The 26571-nt window shown below is 70.4% G+C and carries 26 protein-coding genes and 1 tRNA gene; 13 read left to right on the forward strand and 14 right to left on the reverse strand.

Features of this window, described 5'->3' with window-relative positions:
• Window positions 1–111 precede the first annotated feature (111 nt).
• The 3 genes from AB0E90_RS28855 to AB0E90_RS28865 form a co-directional block, all read right to left on the reverse strand.
• Entirely contained in the window at window positions 112–2655 is a 2544-nt protein-coding gene (locus tag AB0E90_RS28855; RefSeq protein WP_360412386.1) for a sugar-binding domain-containing protein, read from the reverse strand.
• Window positions 2656–2739: 84 nt separating this feature from the next.
• Window positions 2740–3810 (reverse strand): LacI family DNA-binding transcriptional regulator, encoded by a 1071-nt coding sequence (locus AB0E90_RS28860; protein ID WP_360412389.1) that lies wholly within the window; start codon window positions 3808–3810, stop codon window positions 2740–2742.
• Window positions 3811–3885: 75 nt separating this feature from the next.
• Entirely contained in the window at window positions 3886–5406 is a 1521-nt protein-coding gene (locus AB0E90_RS28865; RefSeq protein ID WP_360412392.1) for a cellulose binding domain-containing protein, read from the reverse strand.
• A 121-nt stretch (window positions 5407–5527) separates the two neighbouring features.
• Here AB0E90_RS28865 and AB0E90_RS28870 point away from each other — a divergent pair, with 121 nt between their 5' ends.
• Complete coding sequence (locus AB0E90_RS28870) at window positions 5528–5791, forward strand: aldo/keto reductase (protein ID WP_360412395.1); 264 nt, start codon at window positions 5528–5530, stop codon at window positions 5789–5791.
• Between the two features lie 254 nt (window positions 5792–6045).
• Here the strand turns inward: AB0E90_RS28870 and AB0E90_RS28875 are convergent.
• Both AB0E90_RS28875 and AB0E90_RS28880 read right to left on the reverse strand, forming a co-directional pair.
• A tRNA-Val gene (locus tag AB0E90_RS28875) sits at window positions 6046–6117 on the reverse strand.
• Window positions 6118–6169: 52 nt separating this feature from the next.
• Complete coding sequence (locus AB0E90_RS28880) at window positions 6170–6571, reverse strand: TIGR02611 family protein (protein ID WP_360412398.1); 402 nt, start codon at window positions 6569–6571, stop codon at window positions 6170–6172.
• Window positions 6572–6848: 277 nt separating this feature from the next.
• Here AB0E90_RS28880 and AB0E90_RS28885 point away from each other — a divergent pair, with 277 nt between their 5' ends.
• From AB0E90_RS28885 to AB0E90_RS28900, 4 genes are all read left to right on the forward strand, one after another.
• The gene (locus AB0E90_RS28885; protein ID WP_020514863.1) at window positions 6849–7280 is read left to right on the forward strand and encodes an SsgA family sporulation/cell division regulator; all 432 of its coding nucleotides are present in this window, start codon (window positions 6849–6851) and stop codon (window positions 7278–7280) included.
• A gap of 203 nt (window positions 7281–7483) precedes the next feature.
• Window positions 7484–8338 carry a helix-turn-helix transcriptional regulator gene (locus AB0E90_RS28890; RefSeq protein ID WP_360412401.1) on the forward strand — a complete coding sequence of 285 codons (855 nt, stop codon included), beginning with the start codon at window positions 7484–7486 and terminating at the stop codon, window positions 8336–8338.
• A gap of 65 nt (window positions 8339–8403) precedes the next feature.
• On the forward strand, window positions 8404–8859 hold the full coding sequence (locus AB0E90_RS28895) for an Rrf2 family transcriptional regulator (RefSeq protein WP_360412404.1): 456 nt from the start codon (window positions 8404–8406) through the stop codon (window positions 8857–8859).
• A gap of 66 nt (window positions 8860–8925) precedes the next feature.
• On the forward strand, window positions 8926–9099 hold the full coding sequence (locus AB0E90_RS28900) for a DUF4236 domain-containing protein (protein ID WP_360412407.1): 174 nt from the start codon (window positions 8926–8928) through the stop codon (window positions 9097–9099).
• Here AB0E90_RS28900 and AB0E90_RS28905 read toward each other — a convergent pair.
• Window positions 9096–9974 carry a hypothetical protein gene (locus AB0E90_RS28905; RefSeq protein WP_360412410.1) on the reverse strand — a complete coding sequence of 293 codons (879 nt, stop codon included), beginning with the start codon at window positions 9972–9974 and terminating at the stop codon, window positions 9096–9098. The genes AB0E90_RS28900 and AB0E90_RS28905 overlap by 4 nt on opposite strands.
• 87 nt (window positions 9975–10061) lie before the next feature.
• Here AB0E90_RS28905 and AB0E90_RS28910 point away from each other — a divergent pair, with 87 nt between their 5' ends.
• The 3 genes from AB0E90_RS28910 to AB0E90_RS28920 all read left to right on the forward strand — a co-directional run bounded on the left by AB0E90_RS28910 (window position 10062) and on the right by AB0E90_RS28920 (window position 14286).
• Complete coding sequence (locus AB0E90_RS28910; protein WP_360412413.1) at window positions 10062–11624, forward strand: fibronectin type III domain-containing protein; 1563 nt, start codon at window positions 10062–10064, stop codon at window positions 11622–11624.
• Between the two features lie 41 nt (window positions 11625–11665).
• Window positions 11666–12658, forward strand: coding sequence for a hypothetical protein (locus tag AB0E90_RS28915; RefSeq protein ID WP_360412416.1), 993 nt, complete (start codon window positions 11666–11668; stop codon window positions 12656–12658).
• 68 nt (window positions 12659–12726) lie between these two features.
• Entirely contained in the window at window positions 12727–14286 is a 1560-nt protein-coding gene (locus AB0E90_RS28920; RefSeq protein ID WP_360412419.1) for a GGDEF domain-containing protein, read from the forward strand.
• On the opposite strand, the gene AB0E90_RS28925 is transcribed toward AB0E90_RS28920, so the two are convergent.
• Genes AB0E90_RS28925 through AB0E90_RS28940 form a run of 4 tightly spaced genes read right to left on the reverse strand, consistent with a single transcriptional unit; the run spans window position 14281 to window position 18481 of the window.
• The gene (locus AB0E90_RS28925; protein WP_360412422.1) at window positions 14281–15018 is read right to left on the reverse strand and encodes an endonuclease/exonuclease/phosphatase family protein; all 738 of its coding nucleotides are present in this window, start codon (window positions 15016–15018) and stop codon (window positions 14281–14283) included. The two genes, AB0E90_RS28920 and AB0E90_RS28925, sit on opposite strands and share 6 nt — an antisense overlap.
• The gene (locus tag AB0E90_RS28930) at window positions 15015–16475 is read right to left on the reverse strand and encodes a phosphatase PAP2 family protein (RefSeq protein WP_360412425.1); all 1461 of its coding nucleotides are present in this window, start codon (window positions 16473–16475) and stop codon (window positions 15015–15017) included. Before AB0E90_RS28930 ends, AB0E90_RS28925 begins: the two co-directional genes overlap by 4 nt.
• 30 nt (window positions 16476–16505) lie before the next feature.
• Window positions 16506–17522, reverse strand: a complete 1017-nt coding sequence (locus tag AB0E90_RS28935; protein ID WP_360412428.1) for a YihY/virulence factor BrkB family protein — start codon at window positions 17520–17522, stop codon at window positions 16506–16508.
• Window positions 17519–18481: a diacylglycerol kinase family protein gene (locus tag AB0E90_RS28940; RefSeq protein ID WP_360412431.1), complete on the reverse strand. Its 963-nt coding sequence runs from the start codon at window positions 18479–18481 to the stop codon at window positions 17519–17521. Before AB0E90_RS28940 ends, AB0E90_RS28935 begins: the two co-directional genes overlap by 4 nt.
• Before the next feature lie 53 nt (window positions 18482–18534).
• Between AB0E90_RS28940 and AB0E90_RS28945 the strand changes: the two genes are divergently transcribed.
• Genes AB0E90_RS28945 through AB0E90_RS28955 form a run of 3 tightly spaced genes read left to right on the forward strand, consistent with a single transcriptional unit; the run spans window position 18535 to window position 20386 of the window.
• Window positions 18535–19035, forward strand: a complete 501-nt coding sequence (locus AB0E90_RS28945; RefSeq protein WP_360412434.1) for a DUF1990 domain-containing protein — start codon at window positions 18535–18537, stop codon at window positions 19033–19035.
• On the forward strand, window positions 19032–19808 hold the full coding sequence (locus tag AB0E90_RS28950) for an MBL fold metallo-hydrolase (RefSeq protein ID WP_360412437.1): 777 nt from the start codon (window positions 19032–19034) through the stop codon (window positions 19806–19808). Before AB0E90_RS28945 ends, AB0E90_RS28950 begins: the two co-directional genes overlap by 4 nt.
• Window positions 19805–20386, forward strand: a complete 582-nt coding sequence (locus AB0E90_RS28955; protein WP_360412440.1) for a DedA family protein — start codon at window positions 19805–19807, stop codon at window positions 20384–20386. Before AB0E90_RS28950 ends, AB0E90_RS28955 begins: the two co-directional genes overlap by 4 nt.
• Here AB0E90_RS28955 and fxsT read toward each other — a convergent pair.
• Together fxsT and AB0E90_RS28965 are read right to left on the reverse strand one after the other, a co-directional pair.
• Window positions 20383–22887 carry an FxSxx-COOH system tetratricopeptide repeat protein gene (fxsT, locus tag AB0E90_RS28960; protein ID WP_360412443.1) on the reverse strand — a complete coding sequence of 835 codons (2505 nt, stop codon included), beginning with the start codon at window positions 22885–22887 and terminating at the stop codon, window positions 20383–20385. The two genes, AB0E90_RS28955 and fxsT, sit on opposite strands and share 4 nt — an antisense overlap.
• 55 nt (window positions 22888–22942) lie before the next feature.
• Window positions 22943–23782: a serine hydrolase gene (locus AB0E90_RS28965; protein ID WP_360412570.1), complete on the reverse strand. Its 840-nt coding sequence runs from the start codon at window positions 23780–23782 to the stop codon at window positions 22943–22945.
• Window positions 23783–23999: 217 nt separating this feature from the next.
• Here AB0E90_RS28965 and AB0E90_RS28970 point away from each other — a divergent pair, with 217 nt between their 5' ends.
• A complete protein-coding gene (locus AB0E90_RS28970) occupies window positions 24000–24746 on the forward strand; it encodes a hypothetical protein (protein WP_360412446.1) in 747 nt (248 codons plus the stop codon).
• Here AB0E90_RS28970 and AB0E90_RS28975 read toward each other — a convergent pair.
• Window positions 24743–25243 (reverse strand): DinB family protein, encoded by a 501-nt coding sequence (locus AB0E90_RS28975; protein WP_360412449.1) that lies wholly within the window; start codon window positions 25241–25243, stop codon window positions 24743–24745. The two genes, AB0E90_RS28970 and AB0E90_RS28975, sit on opposite strands and share 4 nt — an antisense overlap.
• 55 nt (window positions 25244–25298) lie before the next feature.
• Here AB0E90_RS28975 and AB0E90_RS28980 point away from each other — a divergent pair, with 55 nt between their 5' ends.
• Window positions 25299–26150 (forward strand): hypothetical protein, encoded by an 852-nt coding sequence (locus tag AB0E90_RS28980; protein WP_360412452.1) that lies wholly within the window; start codon window positions 25299–25301, stop codon window positions 26148–26150.
• Between the two features lie 7 nt (window positions 26151–26157).
• On the opposite strand, the gene AB0E90_RS28985 is transcribed toward AB0E90_RS28980, so the two are convergent.
• The gene (locus AB0E90_RS28985; protein ID WP_360412455.1) at window positions 26158–26568 is read right to left on the reverse strand and encodes a hypothetical protein; all 411 of its coding nucleotides are present in this window, start codon (window positions 26566–26568) and stop codon (window positions 26158–26160) included.
• Window positions 26569–26571 lie beyond the last annotated feature (3 nt).

Genomic DNA, 26571 nt, shown 5'->3' on the forward strand with positions numbered 1-26571 from the left:
CAGGCTACTCAGGTAGTAGTGGCTACCCGGCCGCGACCACGGTTCTGTCGGCGACTCGGACGGCGTGCGCGTTCGCGCAATCCTGCCGTTCGCCCGCCGGAGGTCGTTCTCCTATCGGACGAGAAGGCCGCCGGCAGCGCTGATCGGGACTGACGTGACGGTGGTCGTGGCCGCGGTCAGTCCCGTCGCGGTGGCGGTCAGGGTGAGGATGCCGGCGGCGCGGGTGGCGCGGACGAAGACGCGGTTGACGCCGGCCTCGGTTTGCACGGACGCCTTATGGACGCTTCCGGGGATGTGCGAATTGAACCCGCCGAGCAGCTTGCCGGGGCCGGTGAGCGTGAAGTTCACGGTCGCCTGGTGGGTCGGCATCCGGCGGCCCTGGTTGTCGACGGCTTCGACGTCGAAGAAGGCGATGTCACTGCCGTCGGCGCGAAGTCCGCCCGGGCCGGTACGCGATGTCAGGCGCAACGCGGTGGCGGCGCCGGCGGTGACCTTGTTCTGGCGGACCACCTCGACGCCGCCGGCGTCGTACCCGACCGCGGTGATGGTGCCGGCCGTCCACGGCACGTCCGGGAAGGTGTGCAGGAAGTCGTTGACCGGCGTGGTGCTGTTGCCGACCTGGGTGCCGTTGACGAGCAACTGCACGCGCTTGACTACACCCGACGCCATCACGTAGATGGCCTTGCGGGTGCCGGCCGGATAGGTCCAGTGGCCGATGAGGTGCAGGTCGGCCAGGGTGTTCTGGATGACCCGGTAGGTGTGCAGGGACTCCTTGGGGATGCGCACCGCGTCGACCCGGCCGGAGAGCCGGGCGCATTCCCAGTTGTACTGCCGACCGTGCTGGTTGGAGTCGGCCCACACCAGCGCGGCCGCACCGGAGTAGCGGCGGTCGCCCGGGCCCTGGATGCGCTGGCTCCAGAACTCGTACCGGGTGCTCGCCGCCAGGACGCCGGCGAACTGTTCGCTGTTCCAGGTGTAGGTGACGTCCGGACCGACGACGTAGCGGAAATCCGGCGGGGAGTAGTCGTCCCAGACGCGGCGCGGCGCCTCGTCCCGGGTGTACTCGCACTCGATGATCGGTTTGCGGTCGCGGGCGTAGACGGAGTAGTGCCGGTTGAGCATCGTGCCGACGTACTCGGCCGCGTCAACCGCGGCGGTGCCGCCGTAAGCCGGGTCGTCCGAGATGGCCCGGCAGCCCATCGCCCGGCCGCCGCTGGGGTCGTACTGCTTGCGCAGGTTGACCATCTGGGTCAGGTGGGCCGCGGTGACCCAGTTGTTGCCGGCCTCCCAGAACAGGATGCTCGGGTTGTTGCGGAAGAAGATGAGCACGTCGCGCATCAGCTCGACCCGTTGGTCCCATTGCCGGTCGACGGCGTCGGCCTCCTTGTCCCCGGCGGGCTGGATGCAGATGATCCCGTGCCTGTCGGTCATCCGGATGTTCTGCGGTGAGGCAGCCACGTGCATCCAGCGGATCAGGTTGGCGTTGCTGTCGCGGATCATCTGCCCGTCGAGGTCGGTCATCCACTCCGGAACGGCGCCGCCGATCACCGCCCACTCGTTGGTGGCCCGGATCGCGTACCCGGTGAGGAAGTAGTACTTGTCGTTGACGTAGACCCCGCCGGTGCTGGTCCCGCCGTTGAAGGATGTCTTCCGGAAGCCGGTGGTGATCGGGTACGCGTCGAGAACGGCGCCGTTCTCGGTCAGCACCACCTCGACGGTGTAGAGGTACGGCGACTCGGGCGACCAGAAACGCAGCGAGCTGACCCGCTGCGAGACCGTGACGTCCTGGGTCGCGCCGGCGGCGATGGTGACCGTGGCGCCGGCGATGGTGGCCCGCACCGACCCGTCCGCGTTGAGGACGGTGGCCGACACGGTGACCGTACGGGCGGTGCTCTGCTCGTTGCGGACCTGCGCCTGCGCGTTGATCGTGGCGGTGGCTCCGGCCACATTGACGGCGCTCGGGTAGACGTACGTGCCGGTGGTCTTGAGGTTGGTGTAAAGCGGCAGCGTGAAGTAGGTGCGGGGCAGCGCGTACATCCGGATGTTGTGGGTGAGGCCGCCGTATTCCGGATTGAAGTCGCGGGTGTCCCATTGGAACGGCGTCCCGGTCGACTCCTCCGGGCGCCATTTGGTGTTGTCCGCCTTGACCGCGATGACGTTCTCCGCGCCGAACTTGATCTGGCCGCTGATGTCGAAGCCGAACGGTGCCACGCCGTTCTCGCATACGCCCACCTTGGTGCCGTTGACGTAGACGGTGGCGGCCTGCCGCACCCCCTCGAACGCAAGCAGTACCTTCTGACCCTGCTGGGCGGCCGGCATAGAAAACCTTTTCCGGTACCAGGTGATCTGCATGGCCACGGCCGACTCACCGGAGCTGGTGATCCAGTTGTCGAAGGAGTCAACGTCGTTGTAGGTGTGCGGCACACTCACCGTGACCCAGCCGGAGTCGTCGAAGTCGACCGCATGGGCACCCGCGACGTCCTGCCGGATGAACTTCCAGTCCAGGTTGAGGTCGTAGACCTGCCGACTGCTCGCGGTGGCCGCCGCCGCGTCGGCGGTAAGCAGGGGTGCCGCTCCGGCCGCCACCGCACCCGCTCCGGCGACCGCCCCGAGGAGCAGCGTCCGCCGCCGAACGCCTGACTGCTCCGTTGCCACAGCGGCCTCCTCATCGATGGTGAGTTAAAACGTTTACACCAAAGCATCGAGGGACTTCTATGTCAACGCCGACCGTAGCGAGGATCAATGCCGGCGCTTGGCCGGGCGCACCGAATCGCGAACCACGATGTGGGTGCCGAGCATGAGGTGACCTGGCCCCGCGGCGCCGTTCTCCCGTTCGAGCGCCAGCCGCACGGCGGCGCGACCCAACTCCTCGTGGGGCACGTGCACGGTGGTCAGCCCGATATCCTCGGCGGGCGGCAGATCGTCGTACCCCACCAGGGAGATGTCGTCCGGCACCCGCCGGCCGCGCTCCCGCAGGGCCTGCCACGCGCCCGCCGCGACCTGGTCGTTCGCGGCGAAGACCGCGGTGAAGTCAGCCGGTCCGGCGTCCAGCCGCTCGAGCATCATGCGGTAACCCTCGGACCGCACCAGGGTCCCGTGCACCTCCAGCCCGGGATCCGGCCGGACGCCGAACGCGGCCAGCGCCGCCCGGTAGCCGGCGATGCGCCCCTCGGAGGTGGTGAAGCCCGGCTTGTGTCCCAGGTAGAGGATCCGCTCATGGCCATGCGACAGCAGATGGCTGGTGATCGCGTGCGCGCCGCCGGCGTTGTCGAACTCGACCGCGGTCGTCGGCACGCCGGCGTCGAGCGGGGGCCGGGCGCAGAGGACGAGCTGGGAGCCGGCGGCGTGCAGGGCGCGCGCGTACTCGGCGAGGCGGTCACGGTAGCTCTGGTCGGCGACCACGTTACCGACCAGGATCACCGCGTCGGCGTGCTCCTCGCGCATCAGCCGCATGGTGGCCGACTCGCGGTCCGGGTCGCCACCCGTGGTGCCGATCAGGCAGAGCCGGCCGTGTTCAGCCGCCTGCGCCTGCACGCCCTGCGCGACGTGGGCGTAGTACGGCGAGATCACCGAGTTGAGAATGATGGCGATCGTCTTGCTGGCGGATCCGGACAGGGCACGGGCGTGCGCGTTGGCCACGTAGTCCAGCTCACGAACGGCTCGTAGCACCCGGCTGCGGGTGGCGGGAGCGCTCGGATAGGTGCCGCCCAGGATGCGCGAGACCGTCGCGATCGAAACACCGGCCGCCGACGCGACGTCACGGATCGTGGCCCGGCGGGTAGGCGCGGCGCCGTCGCCCCCACGCGGCATGACACCTCCGATCGATGGATTCCGGCGAGTGTAACCGGGCACCCTCCCCTCGATCGGAGTCCAACGTGGAGTTACCTACCAGGCGATCGGCAGGGTCGAGATGTGCCGGGTCAACGTGGTCGCGAGAATCTGGTGGTCATGCTGCGACGGGTGCCAGTCACAGCCAAGGAGGTCCATGCCGAGGGCGTTGTTGTCGTAGTACAGCGACGACACCCGCGCGTCACCACCGTCGTTGCGCGTCTTGACGATCTGCTTGACCGAGTCAGCGAAGGCGGTGGTGAGGTACGACAGGTCGGGGTAGGTGAGCACGATCTCGGTAGCGGCGCCGTACCGGGTCCGCAGTTTGTCGATGAACGCCAGGTAGGCGGCCTGGTAGTCGACGGCCAACTCGTCGAAGTTCGACCATTTCTCGCCGGCGTTGGGCGCGGTGGAGAAGTCGTTGATGCCGAGGCCGATCACCACGACCTGCGGCCTCCAGGTGCTCGGCACCGGCCACACCGTACTGTTCCACAGCGCCTGCAGGTCCGTGTCGTAGTAGGTGCGGAACGTGGTCTCGGGAGTCTGGCCGTTGTAGTTGCGCACCATGCCCATGCCGGACCAGGCATTGATCTGGTAGTCGGCGTTCAGACCCCGCGCGGTGAGCGCGCCGAACGCGACATCGGCGTTGCTGTTCCGGGTGACCCCGCCGGTGCCGGCGCAATCCCGCGACGTGGACATGTCGCCGTACCCCGCGGTCCAGGAGTCGCCGATGAACTCGATCTGCCGGCTGCGCGCGGCCGGCTTGGCCAGGATCGTGCCCCCGGCGGCCGGGACGAGGCCGCCGAACTCCCCGGCGGCCCAGGGGCTTTCAGTGCGCTTCGCCAGCCGTACGGTGTGGTCGCCGTTCGCCAGATCCTTGACCCAGTGGGTGACTTGCCCCGGCGTCACCAGGGTGGCGACCGTGACGCCGTCGACCTCGACGACGTAGTCGTTGTTGGAGTCGTTGAGGACCAGGCCGACGCCGGTGCCGCGGAACCGGCCCTCGAAGTACGTGCCCGGCCAGGTGTACTGCACGCCCACATCGGTCGTCTTGAGCCGGCCCACCGTGTGGACCTGGTCCAGGACGCTTGCCACCGGGGTCGGGGTGGTCGATGCCGTCGGGCCGGCGCTCGAGCCGGACGGGGTGGGATCCACGCTGCCGGTGCAGGCGACGCCGTTGAGCGTGAAGGCGGTGGGCACCGGGTTCGACGTGCCGTTCATGGAGGCGCCGAAGCCGAACGACGTGGTGGCTCCGGTGGCGATGCCGCCGTTCCAGCTCGCGTTGGTCACGGTGACGAGCGCACCCGATTGGCTCACGGCGCCGTTCCACAGCTGGGTGACCTGCTGCCCGGCGCTGAACGACCAGGTCAGCTGCCAGCCGGTGAGGGGAGCGCCGAGGTTGGCGACGTCAACGTTCGCGACGAAGCCGCCACTCCACTGGCTCTGCACGGCGTAGGTGACCCGGCAGCCGGCGGCGGCCTGCGCGGCGGGGGCATTCGCGAGCATGGCGCCCGCGGCGACGGCGAGAGTGGCGACGGCGGCGAGGAGGGTGCCGCCGAGCTTGCGAGGGATAGGCATTCCGATTCTCCCTTTCGAGCAGGGCGGACCACCGGAGGGGCGTCCGGGCGGAGCCCATGAGATGCCTCGTGGAGGACCGGCCTGGGAGCGCTCCCATTGATGCTGAACGATGGCAGAAACAATGCCGAAACACAAGAATCGTTCCCGGATCCTGGCGACCGATCTGGGCAAGAGCCCGGCGCAGGTCGTCCTACGCCGGCACATCCAGCGCGGCGACATCATCTTCCCGAAGTCGAAGACGCCCGAGCGGGTCCGCGAGAACTTCGAGATCTTCGACTTCGAACTCGACGGCGCTGCGATGGGCAGCATCACCGCCCTCGACCGCGGCGACAAGGGACGCACCGGCGCCAACCCCGACACCATGAACTACGGCGCCAAGAGCTGACACCTCAACCGGGCCGTCCACCACGTCGTAAATGGCCCGGGCCCTGGTCACTCCCCCGGCCGACCGCCCAGCCAAACAGCGCGAGGCGCGGTGCCGGCTATCCGGCTACCAAAGATCTCCAGGCACGGCCATGAACAAACCCACCAAACGGGGCCACGCATAACCACCGCAACCCACCAAAGACAATGACCGCCCCCGAGGGAGCGGCCATCGCAACGTGGGGCCTCCGGGGCTCGGCCCCGGAATAAATAGGGTGGGCGATACTGGGATCGAACCAGTGACCTCTCCGGTGTGAACGGAGCGCTCTCCCGCTGAGCTAATCGCCCTCAACTGCAGACAGACTGTACTAGACGGCGCTACCGCGAGGCGAATCCGGGGTCAGCTCAGCCAGTCGCGTGCTTCTTGGATCAGGTCGACGCCGAAGCTGACCTTCACCGAGACCCAGACGATGGCGGCCACGAAGATCATGCCGACCACGCCGATCACCGCGCGCATGGGCAGGCTCTGCCGGCCGATCCAGCTCGTCCACGCCTTTACATGGCGCTTGGTGAACTCGAGCAGACGTTTGGCCCAGGCGAACTCGAGGGCCCAGATGGCCAGGCCGAGAATCACGATCGCCCAGCCAGGGCCGGGGAACGGGATCAACACTATGCCGAGGGCAACCACGAGGGCGCCCAGAACGCCAATTCCGATCTTGAGGGCGAGACGGCCGGTCGGGTTCGCCCGGATCCTGTCCAAAACGCCCATCCGCGCCCGATCTTCGTCCGCTTTCGTGCTCATTTCATCCCCCAGTGTCCCGGGTCCCCGTCACTACCCGGGAGGAATGGACGTTACCGGAGTAAGTCAACTGCTGGACCACCCGACGCCGGGCGGAACCGAGTACTTGGGGCAGAACAGTACAAGATATCGCTTTACGTCTTGTGCGAAAGGGTTTTCGGAACCGTCTTCCCACTACTGGGTGAGATCAGCGTATGGCGGAGCGTAATGACAGGGATCACCTGAGTATGGGAAACGCGGGGTTCACCAGCCTCGCAGCGGTGCCGGGGGGAGTTCGTCCATGAGTACCATTCGTCCAACGACCGTCGAGGTCGAGACCTCGCTGCGGCTCGTAGCGCCTGACGCCACGGCTCTGCCCGTGCGCGCCAGTCTCCGTTACGACCCAGCGGACCCGTATGCGGTCCATGTGTTGTTCCACGCGGAATCAGCCGGTGGGGAAGCCGTGAGCTGGTCCTTCGCGCGTGAACTGCTCGTGACCGGGCTTGATGAGCCCGCGGGTATCGGCGATGTAAGGGTGTGGCCCTGGGCCACGCCGCGGGGGGATTTCGTCGCCCTGGCGCTGTCGTCTCCGGACGGCAACGCGCTGTTCGAAGTGCCCCGTAGTGTCCTCGTCCGATTCCTCCGTCGCACCTATGTCGTGGTGCCGCGCGGCCGGGAATCCGAGCATCTGGATGTGGACGCCGCGGTCAACCGCCTGCTCGCCGGAAGGTAACGCGGGTAGATAGAGCGCAAGTAGATAAACGACCCGCGCGGACTCTGCCGATCCGCGCGGGTCGTTCTTTTCTGCCCGGCCTTGAATAGCAACCCGGACAAAAAGCCCGAGAAAGGGACAATCGTCCGGGTTATCGAGCAGATTCCCGTCAACCAGCCTTTTAGCACGTGCATCGTTGGTCATCGACAGTTACCGTCGGCGCGATGACCTCAACTAGAACGCACGCGGCGCCACTCTCCCCGCCGGGGTGGGCAGGCGTGGGCACCTGCGTTCTCCGCGAGATCCAGCCGATACCGCCATGGCGCCCGCCGTTCCACGCATTGCTGCTGGCGACGGCCGGGCACGGCACCATGGAGATCGATTTTTCGGCCCAGATCTGCCGGCCGGGCACCCTGCTCTGGGTCCGCCCGGGGCAGGCGCTGCGCCTCGGCTCGAACGGCCTGGCCGCCTCGGTCGTCACGTTCGACAGCCGGCTGGCCGGCGACCACTGGCCCGACCAACCGGAATCCCCGAGCCTCTGGCAGCTGGCCGGCGAGGACGAGGACGCGGTGATCAGCGAGTTCGCTCAGCTGGCGGTGGACTGCGAGCGGCACCGGGCCGGCCCGCTCGCCGCCGACCTGCTGCGCCATCAGCTGACCGTGCTGCTGTTGCGCATCGCCCTGCTGACCCGCCCGGTCGCCGTGCACGGCGCCGAGGCACGAACGTTCGCCCGGTTTCGACGCCGGCTCGAATCGGGTCATCCGCGCAGCCGCCGGGTCGAGGACTACGCCGAGGAGATGGGCTGCTCGGTGCGCACCCTCACCCGGGCGAGCCTCGCGGTGACCGGCCGCACCGCGAAGCAGGTGGTCGACGACCGGGTCGCGCTGGAGGCGCGCCGGCTGCTCGCCTGCACCCCGATGTCGGTGGCCGAGGTGGGCCGCGACCTCGGGTTCCCGGAGCCGACGAACTTCGGCCGGTTCTTCCACCGCGAGGTCGGGATGAGCCCGGGCCAGTTCCGCGGCGAGGCCGGCGCGAACCACCACACCGGAATCCCGGAGCAGCGACGTCCCCCTGACTGAGCGTAATTCCCATTTATCCATGGGGTATGTGCGGCTCGTTGACAATGAGGGGGCATGATGGGTGGGTGCAGATCTCCGCGCGTGGTGATTACGCGGTCCGCGCCGCTCTCAGTTTGGCGCAGGCCTACCCGTCCCTGATGTCGGCCCAGGCGATCGCTCAGGACCAGGACATGCCCCGGAAGTTCCTCGAGGCGGTGCTTGCCGATCTACGCCGCGCGGGTGTGGTCCGGGCCCAGCGAGGCGCCGAGGGTGGCTACACGCTGTCACAGCCTCCGCGCGACGTAACAATCGGCCTGATATTGCGAGCCGTCGATGGACCGCTGGCCGGCGTCCGGGGCCTCCGTCCAGAAGAGACTCGCTACACCGGCTCCGCGGAAAACCTTCCGAACCTGTGGGTCGCGGTGCGTGCCGCGGTCCGCGAGGTGGTCGACGAGGTGAGCCTGGCCGAGCTGATCAGCGGCCGGATGCCGGCCCACGTCCGGAAACTCACGACCCGCCCGGACGCGTGGCAGCCCCGCTAGTTTGCAAAATCGGAAAATCGGGCATCGGCAGGTCACCTAACCCCGTAACGCAGGGAGTGACTAGCGATGGCCGTCCTCTTCCGTAGCCGCAAGAAGTTCGGGCCGCTGATCCTGAACTTCACCCAGAACGGCTTCTCGTCCTGGAGCTTCAAGATCGGCCGCTGGTCCTGGAACTCCAAGACCCGCGCACACCGCGTTGACCTGCCCGGGCCGCTGTCCTGGAAGCAGGACAAGAACTAGCCGAGCGCGATCACCACGTCCCCGCCCAGCCGCCCCGCCGGTGGCTGGCGGGTGACGGCGTCCGAGTCGATCAACGTATGCAGCACCCGGGTGACGTCGGCCGCCCGGTAGATGGTGGACGTCAGAGCGAAGGTCCGCAGCTCCGTCACCGTCGCCGAGCCCACCCGGGACAGGTGGGCGAGCAGCTCGCGCCGCAACGGCCCGGGATGCGGCGAGAGCGAGATGTCGATCAGGTGCCGGTCCGGATCACCGGGGTCGCGGTAGCGCACACCGGCGAACTCGTCGACCGCCCACAGTGCCTCCTTGAAGCTTTCGAGGCTTTTGCCGGAGGTAGTGCCGAAAACCAGCAACTCGCCGGGATCCTCCCCCGTCGCCAGCTCGACCGACGTGGAGAGCGGCCATCCCTCGCGATAGGGCGCCGGCGACACTCCGGGCGGCAGCACCAGCAGGACCTCCGCGGGCTTCCCCGCGGTCAGCGCGGCCACGGTGGGCACGGCCGGCGGCTCACTCGCGCTCGCATCCAAAAATCCCAGCAGCGGTACGCGATGAGCACCGCCCGCCTTCAGAGCAACCGCGAGCCGCGCGTCGGTTCCGCCGGACACCGCGTGCACGACCAGGGCGGCGTCGCCGACCACGGCGGCCACCCGTTCCCGAACCGGTTCGACCTGCTCCCCCACCAGCAGCATGGACAGCTCGCGACCGCGTACAAAATCGGTCTGGTCGACCAGCACCCGCGCCGCCGCCTCGGCCGACTCCCCGCCGTCCGCATCGGCGAAGCCGTGCGTGTAGACCACCCGCCGGCCGCGGTGCAGGGCAGCCGGCGCCCACGCTTCCAGATGCCGGACCAGCAGTTCTCGCTTCACCGTCGCAGTCACGCTCTACATTGTCGGTTAATCGTCCAGAATGGGCTGCGCGACGGTCAGGGTTGTACCTAGGGTGTTCAGACGAGCACTATGGGACACATGCCATCGGCCCCGATTGCCGACCTCACGCAGCGCGCGCAGACATTGACGTCCGCGGGCGACCTCGTCGGTGCCCAACGGGTGCTGGCCTCCGCGCTCGATCCGGCCGACGCGGCCGACCCGCAGCAGGCCGACGCCGAGCTGGCGGTGGCCGCCGCGCTGCACGCCCGCATCCTGATCGCGCTCGGCGACCCGCACGGCGCCCGGCAGTGGGCGGCCTACGCGCACGAGGCCGAGGAGCGCCTGCACGGGCCGCACGACGACCGCACGATGAGCGCGGCCGCGACCCACGCGGCGGTGCTGCAACGGGTCGGTCACTACGGCAAGGCCGCGCAGGTCTACCAGGAGCTGGTCGAGGAGCTGACCGCGCGGGAGGGCGCCGACTCGCCGCGGGTGCTGGCCGCCGAGGCCGACCTGGCCACCGCCGAGCACGCGGCCGGCCAGTGCCAGCAGGCCCGCCGGCGACTGACCGACGCCTGGTCCCGGCACCGTGAGCTGCACGGCGACGCCGCCCCGGCGGGCATCAAGATGCTGGCCCGGCTGGGCGCGATGGAGCGCGAGTGTGCCCGCGACGCCGAGTCCCGTGAGCACCTGGCGCTGGCCCAGGAGCTGTGCGCACGTTACCTTCCGGCCGATCATCCGCTGGTCCGGCAGGTGGCGTCGCTGGCCGCGGGGTCGTCGACCGGCCGGCACGTGTGTGGGCGGGTCGAGCAGTCCAGCGGCCCACAGGATCCGCCGACGATCCGCCAGGTGCCGTTCCCGCGCCGGCCGAGCGTGCCCGACCCGGGCGGCGAGGGCTTCCCGCCCGATCACGACCCGCTGCGGCCGCCGCCCGACAACCGGCCCACCGACCCGAACGGCACCGTCTACCAGCAACCGCTCTACCTCGCCGACGTGCACCAGGCGCCGGAAGACCTGGCCGGCCGGCACGAGCGCGCCGACACCCCGCCGCCGTTGCCCGGCCATCGCGCCCCCGACTACGGCCCCGACGGGCGCCGGCAGCCGATCGGCAGCGCGCCGGCCAGCACCCTGGAGACCCCGCCGAACTCGGAGCGGCTTCTCCCGGTGCGCACCGAGCGGCCGGTGACCGAGCGCCGCCGGCAGCCGTTCCTGCTGGTGGCCGTGCTGATCGCGGGCATCGCGGTGGCGATCGCGATCGTCGCACTGACCCTGCCCGACGCGAACAGCGCGGTCAGCCCGCAACCGACCACCGCGGCCCCGGCCGCCACCCTGCCGTCGGCCGTGACCACGACCACCGCCTCGGGCGGCCCGGCGACCGCGGCCCCGGTCGGCGACCCCGGCGCGCCGACCGGCGTGAAGCTGACCGACAACCGCGACAGCGTCGCCCTGACCTGGAGTTACCCGAAGAACGCCGAGGGCCCGGTGCTGGTCTCCGGCGGCCGGGCCGGGCAGCCGGTGCGCGCCTTCCAGCAACTCCCGGCGGGCACGTCGGATTACATGGTCTACGGCCTGAACCCGACGCAAAACTACTGCTTCACCGTCGCGGTGGCCTACGCGACCGACCGCATCGCCGCGTCGGCGCCGGTCTGCACCAGCCGCTGACCATCGATACAGTCACGCGGATCGAGATCGCCTGGTGGGCCGTGCAGGACCGGCCCGACTGGGCGTACGACTGGTCGAAACCGGACGCGGCCATCGACCGGGCGACCGCCGCCGGCCAGCAGATCCTGGTGCTGATCGCGTACGCGCCACCGTGGTCCAACGGACACGACGCGACCCATGACGACAAGTGGCTCCCGCTGCCGGAGTACGACTCCGGATGGGCCGCGTTCGTCGACGCGATGACCCGGCGGTACGCCGGCCGGGTGCAGGTGTACGAGATCTGGAACGAGCCGAACGACCTCCACTTCGGCAACTACGGCAGCAACACCGACGAGGAGCGCAGGCAGCGCTACTGGGATCTGGTGCGGCTCAGCCACACCACGATCACGTCGGCATGCGGATCGTGCCTGGTGGTGGCGGGCGGGCCGGAGGGCGGCAATCCGCCGGTGGCGAGCGGGCAACCCAACCCGAACTCCCCCGCGGCCTGGCTGGACTGGGCCTACCGGCACGGCTGTGGCGACGACTTCGACGCGGTCGCCACTCACCCCTACCCGATCGGGACCCGCAAGGAATGCCCGGTCCCGGCCGATAACTACTGCGGCCGGCCCAGTCTGGTGCTCTTCGGCGCGGATTATCTGGCCGGCCGGCCGTACCAGCAGCAGTGCGGGCAACTGGGGGCGCTACGGGCGGTGCTGGTCGACAACGGCGACGCGGACAAGAAGATCTGGGGAACGGAGTGGGGTTACCCCACCGCCTCGTACCTGGGAGCCGCGCATCCGTCGCTGGACAGCATCCGCGACTTCGACGTCGAGGGCGTGCACCTCTGGCGGGAGCGTCCCTATCTCGGGCCGCTCTTCCTCTACCAGCATCAGGACGGGTGCGCCGACCCGGTCGACTCGGAGTGCCACTACGGCACCGTGGACCGGAACGCGCCGGCAACCTGGTCCGATACGACGGCCACGGCAACCCGATCTGGGCCAGCGACACGGTCGTGCCGAGGGCAGGCTGACTGCAACCGGCCGGCAACCGGATGACTCCGGGTCTGCTCCTGTGGCCCAGCACCATGGGTAGTCACGGCATCCCCCGGCAGGAAGCAGACAACGTGACGACGAAGGCGGCGACGCGTGACGACGTCCGTGCGGCGTTTGCGACCACCCTGACCGAGCTGGAGCTGCGCGGCGTCACCGAGTTCCGCAGTGTGCGGGTGCCGGCCGCCGAGGTGGAGAACGCGGCCCGCGAGGCCGGCGACGAGGAGACCGCGCAGCGAGCCGCGGTGCTGCGCGCCGACGTGCTGCTGCGCGAGGGCCGGGTCGGCGAGGGCGGCCGGGTCGCCCATCAGGCACAGGCCTGGGCCGAGTTGCACGACAGCCCGTACGTGCTGGCCCGCGCGCACCGCGAGCTGTCGATCTTCTATCGGCTGGTGGGTGACTTCTCGGACGCGCTCACCCACGGCGTGCAGTGCCTGGCGAACCTGACCGACGACGTGCCGCCGGGCATCCGGGCCCGGCATCTGATGACCCTCGCGGTGGCGCTCGACGACAACCGCTCCCTCGAGGAGGGCCACCGCCGGGCCACGGAGGCGCTGCGGATCGCCGAGGAGATCGGCGACCATCAGCTCGCCGTGGTGGTGCTCAACAACATGACCTACACGGCGTACGAGAACGGCGACGAGCCGGCCGCCCGCGCCCTGGCCCGCGCGATGGAGGTGGCGTCGGTCCGCTGCGGCCGGCCGCTCGCCGGCAACGAGCTGGACACGGTGGCCCGGGTCGAGTTGATGAGTGGTCGCTACGAGTCGGTCGAGGACAAGCTGGCCGGTGTGCTCGACGGCAGCATCCCGGTCAACGAGGGTGACGCGGTCGGCGAGTGCATGCTGACCCTGGCCGAGGCCCGCCGGCTGGCCGGTCGTTTCGCCGAGGCGCAGGACGCGCTGAACGGGGCGATCGCCGAGTGCGACGCGAACGGGCTGGGCGGTCTGCGCGCCCGGGTGCGGCAGGAGCAGTCGGCGCTGCATGCGGCGCGCGGCGACTACCGGCAGGCGTACGAGGAGCATCTGCTCTTCCACACCGATTCCACCGCGCTGCACTCCACCCAGCGGGAGGCCCGCGCCCGCGCGTTGCAGGCGGTCTTCGAGGCGAACGAGGCCCGCCGGGCCAGCGAGCACTTCCGCGAGATGGCCCACCGGGACGCGCTGACCGGCCTGCACAACCGCCGGTACGTCAACGAGCGGCTGCCCGCCGTGCTGACCGAGGCGGCGGCCCGGCGCGAGCCGGTCTCGGTGGCGATCGCCGACCTCGACCACTTCAAGCGGATCAACGACACGTTGTCGCACGCCACCGGCGACGCCGTCCTGCAGCACATCGGCACGCTGCTGAAGGAGGCCGCCGCCGGGCCGGCGATCGCGGCCCGGATGGGCGGCGAGGAGTTCCTGCTGATCTTCCCGGGCGTCGACGGCGCCGAGGCGCAGAAGCGGTGTGAGCTGCTGCGCCTGCGCATCCGCACGCACGGCTGGCAGCCGATCACCGGGGCGATGCCGGTGACCACCAGCATCGGCGTGGCGACCAGCGTGGACGGCCGGACCACCGTGGCGGCCCTGCTCTCGCAGGCCGACCGCAATCTGTACGCGGCGAAGCGCTCCGGCCGGGACCGCGTGGTCGCGCTATAGGTCGAGCTCGGCCAGCAGCGGGTAGTGGTCCGACGCGTACTCCGTCTCGCCGCCGCGCAGGACCCGCATCTCCCGCACCAGACCGGCCGCCGCGGGGTTGCCGAGGACGTAGTCGAGGCGCATCGCGCCGAACTCGGCGCCCCCACCCTGGGTGGTCGGCACCGTGTGCCCGTCGCCGGTCCCGGGCCACAGGTCGCTCAGCCCGCCCCGCTCGAACGCGGCCAGCCCCCGGGTGTCCACCGTGCCGTCCGCGGCCAGGTGCCGCCGGTGATAACGCGGGTCGAGGCCCGCCAGCGTGTGCTCCTCGCCCGGGTGGAGACCGTTGAGGTCACCGGCCAGCAGCACCAGCCGGCTCGCCGCGTGGAACCGGGCCGCCAGCCAGGTCGCCTCGCGCCGCCGCCGCTCCGGCGAGAACGGGTTGAGATGCGTGCTGACCAGCGTGAGGTCGCCGGTGGTGACGGCCGCGGCGGCGTGGTGCAGCCGCGAGGTCACCGACCGCCGCCGGGAGATGCCGCGGGCCAGGACCGCGACCGGCTGCCCGAACACCGACCGCGCGAGGTGACCTTGGAGGCCGAGCTCGCGGGCGAGCCGATCGATCCGGCCCTGGTCGAAGCCGCGCAGTTCCTGCAGGCAGACCAGGTCGGGCTGCTCGCGCCGCAGCACCGCCTCGATGGCGGGCAGCCGCTTCCCGCCACCGGTGCGAATGTTCCAAGTGAGCAGGCGCACGGTCATGCCGTGACGACCAGGGCGCGGGCCTCGTCGCGGGCCTCGGCGGAGGTCTCGGCGTGCGCGTTCGGGCGGACCGTGAACCACAGCACGGTCAGCCAGCAGGCGGTCAGCAGGGCCGCGCCGAGCACGTCGGTCGGGTGGTGCATGCCGCGGTACATCCGCGACACCGCCACCCCGATCGGCATGATCACCGCGAGGCCGACGAACACCCAGCGCCACCACTGGTGGACCCGGGCCAGCACCACGATCGCAATCGTGGCCCACAGGCACATGGTCGCCGCGATGTGCCCGGACGGGAACGACGAGGTGGGCAGCGTGCCGTCCAGGTGCTCGACGCCCGGCCGCGGCCGGCCGACCGCCGCCGCGGCGGTCAGGAACAGGGTGAGCTCACCGAACATGGCGAGCACCAGGAACAGCACCGGCCGCCACTGCCGCCAGAGCGCCAGCGCGATCGGGCAGAAGACGAGCGAGATCAGCAGGATCGCGTGGGTGTCCCCGGCCTTGCTCCAGACCCAGCTCCAGTGATCGAGATCGGCCGTCCGGAAGGTCTGCAGCCAGCGGGGCACCCCGTCGTCGAACGGCGGGTTCCAGTTGGTGACGAGCGTGCCGAACGCCCAGAGCAGGCCGAACGTGAGCACCCAGCCGACCAGGATCTCGGCGCCCTTGGCCCACGGGTGCGGCAGCAGCGGCCCTTCGGCCGGGGCGGGGGCGAGGTCACCGGCGGCTTCCGGTTCGAGACCCTCCGCCAGCGGCGGCGTTTCATGACCCGCTTCGCGGCGCCAGACCCGGAAGGCGTACGCGGTGATGCTGATCCAGGCCAGACCGAGCAACCACCCACCGAGTACGTCGGAGAGGAAGTGCACGCCGAGCGCGATGCGACTGAGCCCGATCGCCACGATGAGCACCGCCGCGATCCCGATCAGCGCCTTCTTCCAGCGGCCGGCCGCGAGTGACAGGAGCACCAGGGTGAGGCTGCCGTAGACGACGGTCGAGCCGAGCGTGTGCCCGCTCGGGAAGCTGTTGCCGTGGCCGTAGGCGATCGGGTCGGCCACCACCGGCCGCACCCGCCCGACCAGGGCCTTGAGCGACGAGTCGAGCAGCGCCGCACCAAGCCCGGTGACCGCGAGATAGATCGCGAGACGGGGCAGGCGGCGGATCAGCAGCAGCACGGACACCACGACGACCAGCGGGGTCAGCCAGCTCGGGCCGCCCGCCGTCGATACGCCCTTGAGCGCCGCGACCGCCCACGGACGCGGCGCGACCAGACCGTTCAGCCGGTCGGCGATCGATTGGTCGAGCCGCAGCATCGGCGTCCACTGCGAGCGCACCAGCAACAGCAGCAGGCCGAAGCCGAGGCCGGCCGCCACCACGGCGAGCAGGCCGAGGACGCTGCGCTCGGCGAAGTGCCGGATCGGCGCCCAGCCGGCCCGTTCCACCACCCGGTTGTCGTCGTCGGTCATGGGGCAGGGGGTACCCGCCACTGCGGGCCGCTACACGGAGCGGTTCTTCGCCCTGGACCCACGGCCGCGCGCGCGAGGGATCTCGCCGGTCAGACCGGGCTTCCAGCTGTCCTGTTTGGCCGGCCGGCGCACGCCCACCCGCTGGGCCTCGAGCTGGGCGGCGAACGCCACGCCGAGGAAGAGCGCGATGCCGGTCAGGTTGGCCCACAGCAGCAGGGCCATCACGCCGGTGAGCGGGCCGTAGGTCGCGCCGAAGCCACCGCTGAGCCGCACGTAACCGGCCAGGAGCAGGCTGACCACCCACCACAGGACGGTCGACACCACCGCACCGAACAGCAGCCAGGACAGACCCGGCTGGTGGCGGCGCGGGGCGTGCCGGAAGAGCAGGCCGACCGCGATCACGATCAGGACGAGGCTGACCGGCCAGCGCACCACGTCCCACGCCACCCGTATGTGGCCGCCCCAGCCCCAATGCCGTTCGGCCGACTCACCGAACGGGCGGCCGGCCACCAGCAGCACGAAGCCGAGCAGCGCCGGCAGGCCGGCCAGCAGGGCGAGGATCGCGGCGCGCAGGTATTTGGCGAGGGCCGGGCGGTCGCGCTCGACCCCGTAGATCCGGTTGGCGCCCCGTTCGATCTGGGCCATCGCGGTGGTCAGCGCGACCAGGCCGGTGAGCAGACCGAGGAACAGGGCGACCTCGCCGGCGTCGCGGCTGCGCTCGGTGTCGGAGAGCAGCTCGCGCACGATCGACTCGCTCTGGCCGGGGGTGATCGAGGCGATCGTGTCGGCCACGACCTGACCCGGCGTCTCCGCGCCGAGGTCGGCCGCCAGCCCGACCACGGCGATCATGAACGGGACGGCGGCGAGGCAGAGCTGGAACCCGAACGCGCGAGCGTGGCTGAAGCCGTCGCCGTAGCGGAACCGGATGAACGCGTCACGGACGAGCGGCCAGCGGCCGTAGCGGCGCAGAGCCAGCCACGCGTCGTCGGCGGAGAGCTCGTCACCGCTCATGTCCCGGGTTTCCGGAACCGGCTCCGTCGAGCTCACTTGGTCTTCTCGCGGAGGCTTTCGGCTTGCCGGGCCGCGGCCGTCACGTCGTACGCCAAATCGGGATCGCTGTCCGGAAGGGGCACGCAGAGCAGGAGCGCCCGGGGCTTGATGTTGATCTTCAAGCTGCGCCCGGGCTCGATGAGATCGCCGTCGAGCTGCCGGGGTTCGGTGCGCTTGGTGTAGATCTCGATCCGCTCGGCGGTGAACGTCTCCATCAGCGGCACCCGGTCGCGGCGGCGCAGCACCGCCCAGGCCAGGCTGGCCCAGTGACCGAGATTGTTCGGGCTGAGGATGGCCACGTCGAGCTTGCCGTCGGCCGGGTCGGCGCGTTGCAGCAGCCGCACCCCGCCCTGCAGCCGGCCGACGTTGCCGACGATGACCGAGCGCGGCCGGCGCGGCAGCGAACGCTCGCCGTCCAGCACGATCCGGGCCCGCATCGGCCGGTCGCGCAGATGCCGGAAACCGCCGATGACGTACGCCAGCCAGCCGATCCGCTTCTTCGCCTTCTCCGACGTGCCGGCCAGCATCTGCGCGTCGAAGCCCATGCCGGCCATGACCGCGAAACAGTGCTCGCCGACCACCCCGACGTCGATGCGGCGGCGGCCACCGTCCAGCGCCACCTGCACCCCGGTGGCCATGTCGCCGGCCAGGCCGAGGTTGGCGGCGAGCAGGTTGCCGGTGCCGGCCGGCAGCACCGCCATCGCTACATCGGAGCCGGCCAGCGCGGTCACCACGGCCATCACCGTGCCGTCGCCACCACAGGCGAAGATCAGCTCGGCGCCCTCACCGATCGCCTTCTTCGTCTGGCCGCGGCCAGGATCTTCGGCGGTCGTCTCGTACCACTTGGGGGTCGGCCAGCCTTTTTCCGACAGGCCCTGCTCGATGAGGCGGCGAAGTTGGTCGAGATCGGGAACCTTCGTCGGATTGACCACGACCGCGCTGCGAGGACCAGTCACGCCGACAGTGTGCCGGAAGCTTGAGTCGGCGGCGACTCGGGAATCATGCAGGGGTGAGTGATGTGACGTACTCCCCCGTTGGTGGCACCGAGACCGGCGTCTTCCCGCCCGGCTTCCGGCACCTGCTCTTCCGCATGCCCCTCGGCACCGGCGCCGATCTATATGAGCGGGCCGGTGCGCATGTTCTGTCCTTCCGGATGCACCGGGCGACGGGCGCGCGCATCGTCGCTTCCGCGCCGTCGGCCGCTCCCGGCGTGCGGCTGACGGTCGGCGCCGGCCCGCTCCGCGTACCCTGCGAGGTGATTTGGACCGAAAAATCATCCAAAAGGACCGGCTGGGGGTACGGGACATTGCCCGGCCACCAAGCCTCGGGTGAGGAAGCGTTCTTCGTGGAGCTGGATGATGCCGGTCGCGTCTGGTTCTCGGTGGTCGCGTACAGCCGGCCGGCCCGTCTGCCGATGAAGCTCGCCGGCCCGGTCGCGGTCGGTTTCCAGCACATCTACGCCCGGCTGTGCGGCCGCGCGCTGAAACGCCTCTGTACGGTGAACGCGTGAGCACGACGTCGGTCACCTGGTGGGGGCACAGCACCGTGTGGCTCGCCGACTCCGGCACCACCCTGCTCACCGACCCGGTCCTCAGCGGCCGCGTCGCCCACCTGCGCCGGATGGCCGGCCCGATCCCGCGCCTGCCCGCCCCGCCCGACGCCGTGCTCCTCTCCCACCTGCACGCCGACCACTTCCACCTGGCCTCGTTGCGCGCCCTTCCCGGCTCGCCACCCCTGATCGTCCCGCGCGGCGCCGCCGCCTTCGTCGCCAAGACGATGGGCCCGGCGTTCGCCCGCCGCTGCATCGAGCTGGCCCCCGGCGAGGACACCACGGTCGGCGCGGTGCGGGTGCGCGCGGTGCCGGCCGCCCACGACGGCGGCCGCGGCCCGTGGTCACGCGAACGCGCCCTCGCGATCGGCTTCGTCGTCGAGGGCTCGATGCGCACCTGGCACGCCGGCGACACCGGCCTGTTCGACGAGATGACCTCGATCGGCCCGATCGACGTGGCCCTGATCCCGGTCGGCGGGTGGGGCCCGACCCTCGGCTCGCACGGCCACCTCGACGCCGCCGACGCGGTCGAGGCGATCCGCCGGGTGAAAGCCGGCTGGGCGGTGCCGGTGCACTACGGCACGCTGTGGCCGATCGGCCTGGGCCGGGTCCGCGCGCACATGTTCCACGAGCCCGGCCCCCGCTTCGCTTCGCTGGCGGCCGAGCAGACCCCTGACGTGCATGTGCGAGTGCTGGCCCAGGGCGAGACCCTGACCGTGGGGCGCGGCGAGTGATCGGCTACCTCGGCGCACTGGCCTGGTTGTTCGCGGTGGTCTGCTTCGGCGCCATCATCCCGATCGTGCCGACCGGCGCCGCCGTGAGCGGCGCCGCAACCCTGGCCTTCCACGAGCACCACCCGCTGACCATCCTGCTGGTGATCGCCTTCGGCGCCGCCGGCGCCTACCTGGGCGACCTGGTCATGTACGCGATGTGCCGCCTCGGCGGCGAAAAACTCGCCCGCCGCCTCCGCTGGCTGCGCGACGAGGAACATTTGGCCTCGGTGAAGACCCGCCTGGAGAAAAACCCGGTCCCGGTCCTGCTGGTCTCCCGCCTGATCCCGGGCGGCCGGGTGCCGGTGCTGCTGGCGGCCGCCTTCCTGGGCCTGTCCTGGCGCACCTTCGTGATGGCCAACCTGCCGGCCTGCGGCCTGTGGGCGACGGTCTACGCGGCCGTCGGCGTGGCCGGCGGCTCCATCTTCCCGAAGCCATGGGAGGGCGTGGTCGCGGCGGTGATCCTGATCCTGGTCGTCAACCAGTCCATCTCGTGGTGGCAAAAACGCCGAGAGGCCCGCGCCGCGCCATCAGAGGCCTAGCCGAACTCCCGCCGGAGCCGCTCAGCCTCAGCGTGTTCGCCGACCTCATCAAAGATCTCGGCGAGGTGGTCGACCGAGTTGAGGGTGTCGGGGTGGTCATCGCCCAGTACCCGCCGCCGGCGGACCAGAGTGTCCTCATGCAACTCCCGCGCCCGCTCGACCTCCCCTAACAGGCGCAGGTCGACGGCGAGGCTCCAAGCCGAGCTGAGGGTGTGCGGGTGCTCGTCACCCAGCACCCGCCGCCTGCGCGCCAAGGTGTCCTCGTGCAGCTCCCGCGCCCGCTCGACCTCGCCCAGCAGGCGCAGGTCGATGGCCAGGTTGTTGACCGAGACGAGGGTGTGGGGATCATCGTCACCCAGCACCCGCCGCCTACGGGACAAGGTGTCCTCGCCCAGCTCTCGCGCCCGCTCGTACTCCCCCAGCATGCGCAGATCGATAGCAAGCTGGTTGGCCGAACTGAGGGTGGCGGGATGTTCATCACCCAGCACCCGCCGCCGGCGCGCCAAGGTGTCCTCGTGCAGCTCCCGCGCCCGCTCGACCTCCCCCAGCATGCGCAGATCGTTAGCCAGATCATTGGCCGATATAAGGGTCATCGGGTCGTCGTCACCACGCACCCGCCGGCGCCGGGTCAGGGTGTCCTCGTCGATGCGGCGGGCCTGCTGGTAGTGGCCGAGCTGGCTGTATGCGTAGGCGAGGGCATTGGAGATGTCGTAAATGATCGGGTCGTCGGAGCCCAGCCTGCGGGTCCAGGCGGCGTGCAGTTGCTCGGCCAGGGGCAGCGCGGCCCGGGCGTCGCCACGCGCGATCAGATGCCATACCGCGTAAATAGTGGTCGAGCGCAGGTGGGAGTTCTCGGTGGTGGTCGGGTCGCACGCCAATATGTGAGGCAGCAGCTTTCCCCATCGTGACCACCAGATCGGTGACGTGCCGTCGTCGGGCTCCGCGGCAACCAGAAGCTGTTCGACCGTGCGCTGATGGCCGGCCGCATCGGGATCGGCGTCCCGGAGGATTGCCTGGGTCAAGCGATGCAGTGACGGCCCGCCTTCGGTGACCCGGGCCAGCCCGTAACGACCGAGCTGAGCGACCGTCCGGGCCAGCGCCACTGGACGCCCGGCGACCCCGGCCAGGGGCTGCGGTAACAGCTCCGGATGCGCGGTGAACAGATCCGCCGGAATCGGTCCCGCGCCCAGGCGCGCGCACAAGGCCAGCAATTGTGCGGCTACCGGATCGTCGCCGGCGAGGCGGCCGGCGGCAAACGTGACCGCGGCGCCCAACGACGTCGGGTACCCGGCCGGAGGCTGCCCATCCCGCAGCAGTTCGGCCGCGTGCTCCCCGAGTTCGGCGAGGTAATGGTCGACACTGATCCGGGTCTCGGCGAGCAGATCCGCCGCCTGCCCGATCGCCAGCGGCAGGTCCCCGAGGGCCTCGGCCAGCCGTACCGCATCCGCATCCGCCAGGTGAGGCAGCCGGATGCGCAGAAGCGCGACCGACTCGGCACGGCTGAACACATCCACATCGAGCGGCTCCGCCACACCGGCCCAGGCCGGGCTGCGGCTGGTGATGATCAAATGACCGCGGCCGTCCGGCAGCCACGGAGCGAGGTCCTCGCGCTTCTCCGCATTGTCGAAGATCAACAACCACCGCGCGCTTCCACGCAGACGGCTGTGCAGCTGCTTCACGGCATTCGGTGTCGCGGATCCCACCGGGACCAGCCCCATATCGGCGGCGAGGGTGGCGAGATGATCACCGATCAGCTCCGGCTGCTCGGACGGAACCCACCAGACCAGGTCGTATTCACCGGCGAACCGGTGAGCATATTCCAGCGCCAACTGCGTCTTGCCGACCCCGCCCAGTCCGTAGAGCGCCTGGATCGCCGCCCGCCGATCATCGCCCAACGTGTCGTGGAGCCGGTTCAGCATGCTCACCCGGCCGGTGAAGGCCGGATTCCGCCGAGCCAGGTTCCACACGGCCGGCAATGAGCCGGGCGGCCGCGGATCAGTAGCCACCGCCGGCGCCGGGGCGCCCGGATAGGGCAGCGACCCCGCCGCGACCGGATATGGCGGCGCTCCGGCGGCAACCGGGGCGGCAGCCGGCGATCTTGCCACCTTCTGGACGCCGTCCAACATGATCTCGACCGCCCGCTCCGACGACAGGCCGAACAGGTCGGGCACGAAGATCGGCGCCCACAGCCCCTCATGAAGATCAACATCATCGATCCGGAACGGAATCAGCTTCGCGTTCGAGTCCTTCCGGCGCTGGGCCAGCCGGGCCGTCCACTCGTCGGCCGTATAGCGATCCAGCTCGAGGTAGGCAGACGACAGCAGGATCAGCATCGGGTTGTCGCGGTTCAGAGCCCGGTGCATGGCCTCCATGAAGTTGTCGCCCGGGGACCAGTCGACGCTGTCCAGCTCCGTTTCGAAGCCGGCCGCCTCCAAGTGCCAGCGCGCCCACTCCGCCCACGCCCGGTCGCGGCCGGCATGGGAGACGAAGATCCGGGGCACGGCACCCACACTGCACTGAAGCGCAGCGTGCCGACGACCACCAAACGGGCGATATCTAGTACTTCAAGTACTGCCTGGTCATCTTTGCGACTTTTTCCACCACGGCGATGCCACCGGACATCGATGCGTGGTTGTGCGAGAGCACCGCGATCGAGACGTCCGTGTCGTCGCCGGTGATGCGGCCGACGGTGTTGATGATCCAGCGGTTGCCCTCGGTCGAGCGGGGCAGCCAGCCGTTCTTGACCGTGAACTTCTCGCCGGTCGTGGCCGCGGCCGGCACGCCCCAGTCCTGGGCGGCGTCGACCGTGCTCATCAGCGTTTCGGCCAGCTTGCGGGAGTCGGCGTCCAGCGGGCCCTTCGTGTCGACCAGCTCGCCGAGGAGTTTCACCTGGTCGTCGACGGTCGTCCTGGTCAGGCCCCACGCGCTGTTGACGGTGGTCTGGGTGAGGCCGAGCCGGTTGTTGCACTTCGCGATGGCGGTCTGCTTGCCGAGCCGGGTGAACAGCGACGTCGTGGCGTCGTTGTCGCTCAGCCGGATCATGCGCTTGGCCAGGGCCAGCTCGGTCGAGGAGAGGTCGCGCTGCTTGTCCTGGGCGGTGAGCAGCAGGCACGCGAGGACCTGGACCTTCACCACGCTGGCCGTCTCGTACTTCTCGGTGCCGCGGTACGAATACGTCTGCCCGGTTTTCCGGTCGAGCACCGCCACCGAAAACTCGGGCACCGTCGCGGCGTACTTCTTCAGGGCCGCGTCCAGCGCCTTTGCCTGTTTCGCGCGCTCCTGAGCGGCGAGTTCCTCCGGGGTGGGCCCGGTGGGCGTGGGTGATGCCTTGGCCGGCGAGTCGAGGAACGCGCCGGCCAGCGAGGTGCCGCCGTTGGCGTCGTTGTTCATGCCCATGCCGACCAAACCGGCACCCCCGAGGATCCCTACAGCCGCCACCGCCAGAACCCAGATTCGCGTACGCACTGAGCCATAGTGCCGTGTTCGCGCCGATTTTGGGCCACCCAACCACCGCTACCTACGAGATTGACAGAGACTTTCCACCCACGGAACTGCCACGCTCACCTTCGGTTACCAAACGGCGAGGCGGGACTGCCGGGCGCATCATGGGTGCATGCGCTTCCCGTTGGTGTCACCCGCCGCGCTCGCCGACCTGACCCGAACCGCGATCGGCCAGGTGCTGGAGACGGCGGCCGCGGCCGCGACGCTCCCGGTGCGCGTGCTGGGCGCGCTGGGCCAGACCGAGCTGCTGATCAGCCGGATAACCGTGCTGGCCGACCAGGCCGAGGAGCTGATCCAGCGGGTCTCGGTGATCGTCGGCGAGGCCGAGACGACGGTGGTGGAGGCCCGGGTGATCACCGCGAGCGCCACCCAGATCACCGACGCGGCCTCGGCGGTGGTCGGCCAGGCAGGCGGCATCACGCACGCGGCCTCGGCCATCGTCGGCGAGGCGGCGGGCATCACGGATGCCGCGGCCGGGGTGGTCACCCAGGCGACGACGATCAGCGCCGACGCTTCGGCGGTGGTCCGGCAGGCGCAGTCGGCCGCGACCGACGCGACCGAGCTGCTCGAGGCGTACGCCGAGACGCTGCGCAAGGGCGCTCCCCTGGCCCGGCGCTTCGTCGACGAGCTGTCCACCGACGAGGTGACCGCGGCGATCCGCATGGTCGACCAGCTCCCCCGCCTGCAGGCCCACCTGGTCGAGGACGTGATGCCGCTGCTGTCGAAACTCGACCAGGTCGGCCCCGATCTGCACAAGCTCCTGGCCGTGACCGAAGACCTGCACCTGGCCATCGCCGGCATCCCCGGCCTGCGCATGCTCCGCCGCCGGGGCGAGGAGAAGGTCGACCAGGGCGACTAACCGCGCCCGCGCACCACGTCGAGCATGAGGTCGAGGTGGCCGCGGTGCTGGGCCGTCTCCCCGATCAGGTGCACGAACACCCAGCGCAGGTTGACCGGCCCTTTCCCGAACGAGGGCCGGGCAGCCAGGGCGTCGAGGTCAACCTGTTTCGCGGCGACGGCTCGGCTCCGCGCACAGGCCGCGTCGTAGAGCGCCGCCAGCTCGGCGACCGGGTCATCCGCCGCCGACGCCCAGGCCCACTCCTCCCGCGCACCGTCCGGCCAGGCCGCCGGCCAGCCGTCCCCGGCGAACTTGACGGTGAACCAGAGGTCCTCCATCTGCGCGAGATGCTTCACGATCCCTCCGATGGTCATCTGGGTGTGCGGCAGCAGCCGTGCAGCCGAATCGGCGTCGGCCAGCCCGTCGAGCGCCCGCCGCACCCCGCCGCGGTGCTGCTCGACGAATTGCTCGAGGGTGGTCCGCTCGTCCGACCGGAGTTCCGGGAAGAGGTCGCTCATGCGACCGACCCTACGATCCGCCCCGGCGGTGCGCCGATGTGCGAACGTGGGACCTATGGTCGTCGATCTGGTGAACACCGTGGCGGGACTGCTCGGCCTGGCGTTGACGGCGCTCACCCTGACTCGCGTCCGAGCCGTGCGCCGGGCCCAGCGCGACGAGCGCACGCTGATCCGCACCCTGTACGGCACCGACGCGGCGGCCACCCGGATCCGCGCGGCCGCCAGCCATCTCGCCCGCAGCCGCGACGCCAAGGCGCGGGAGCTGGCGCAGGACCTCATCCTCTTCAGCGGCCAGATCGAGGGAGTCAGCCGGGCCCTCGACTCCGATGGCCGGGCAGCGTCCGCCACCGGCGCCGTAGAGCTCAAGGAGGAGGGTTACTTCACCTCCGAGTTTCTGGCCGAGGTAGTGGCCGGCGCGCGGCAGGCCATCGACGTTCTGATGTACCGGCCGATCACCATCGCCACGGCGCCGGTCCTCGCGGCGTTGCGGGACGCGGCGGAACGCGGCGTCGAGATCCGGATGCTGGCGCTCTCGGTCGAGGCCACGGACGAGGTGCTGAGTCACGGCGCCACCGTCATGCCGGCGGCGGCCGTCTACCAGCCGGAGCAGTTGCGCCCACAGCTGCTCGAAGCCGAGCGGCGCATCGCCATCCACGTCAAGACGTGGCCGGCGGCGGCCCAGCGCCGACTCGGCTACCGCCGCTACCGCACGCCCCCGGGGCCGCACCTGATCCGGGCCGACCGGGTGATCTCGGCCGGCTTCGTGGATCTGCAGTCCGGGCCGATGCCGGTGCGCTTCGACGAGCGCGTGTTCATCCAGCTGCCGGCCGATGGCAAGCTGGGCACGCATTTCACGAGTCACTTCGAGGTGGTTTGGGCGTCCGCGGAGCCGGCCCCGATGCAATGACGGCGGCTCAGCCGGGCACGGCGGCCAGGGCGACCGCGGAGACGAGACAGATCGCGGCGACGGCCAGGAACACGCTGCCGTACCCGTGGGTGGCCGTGTGCAAGCCGGCGGCGGCCAGTGGCGCGACGGCCTTGGCGACGGTCATCGGGACGACGAGGACGCCCGCGATGGTGGCATAGCGGCGGGTGTCGAAGCGGTCGGCCAGCAGCAGCGGCTTGGCGATGCTGCCGACGCCGAAGCCGAGCCCGAAGCCGACGACGGCGGCCATGGCCGGCACGGCGCTGCGACCGGCCCATGGCAGGGCGGCCGCCGCGAGCCCTTGGCCGGCGAAGATCACGGTGACGACGGTGGCGGTGCGGAAACGACGCCGCAGACCGGTGGTGACCAGGCGGCCGGTCACCGACAGGACCCCGAACAACCC

Source organism: Actinoplanes sp. NPDC026619, assembly GCF_040638295.1.
In the GTDB taxonomy this organism is placed as follows: domain Bacteria; phylum Actinomycetota; class Actinomycetes; order Mycobacteriales; family Micromonosporaceae; genus Actinoplanes.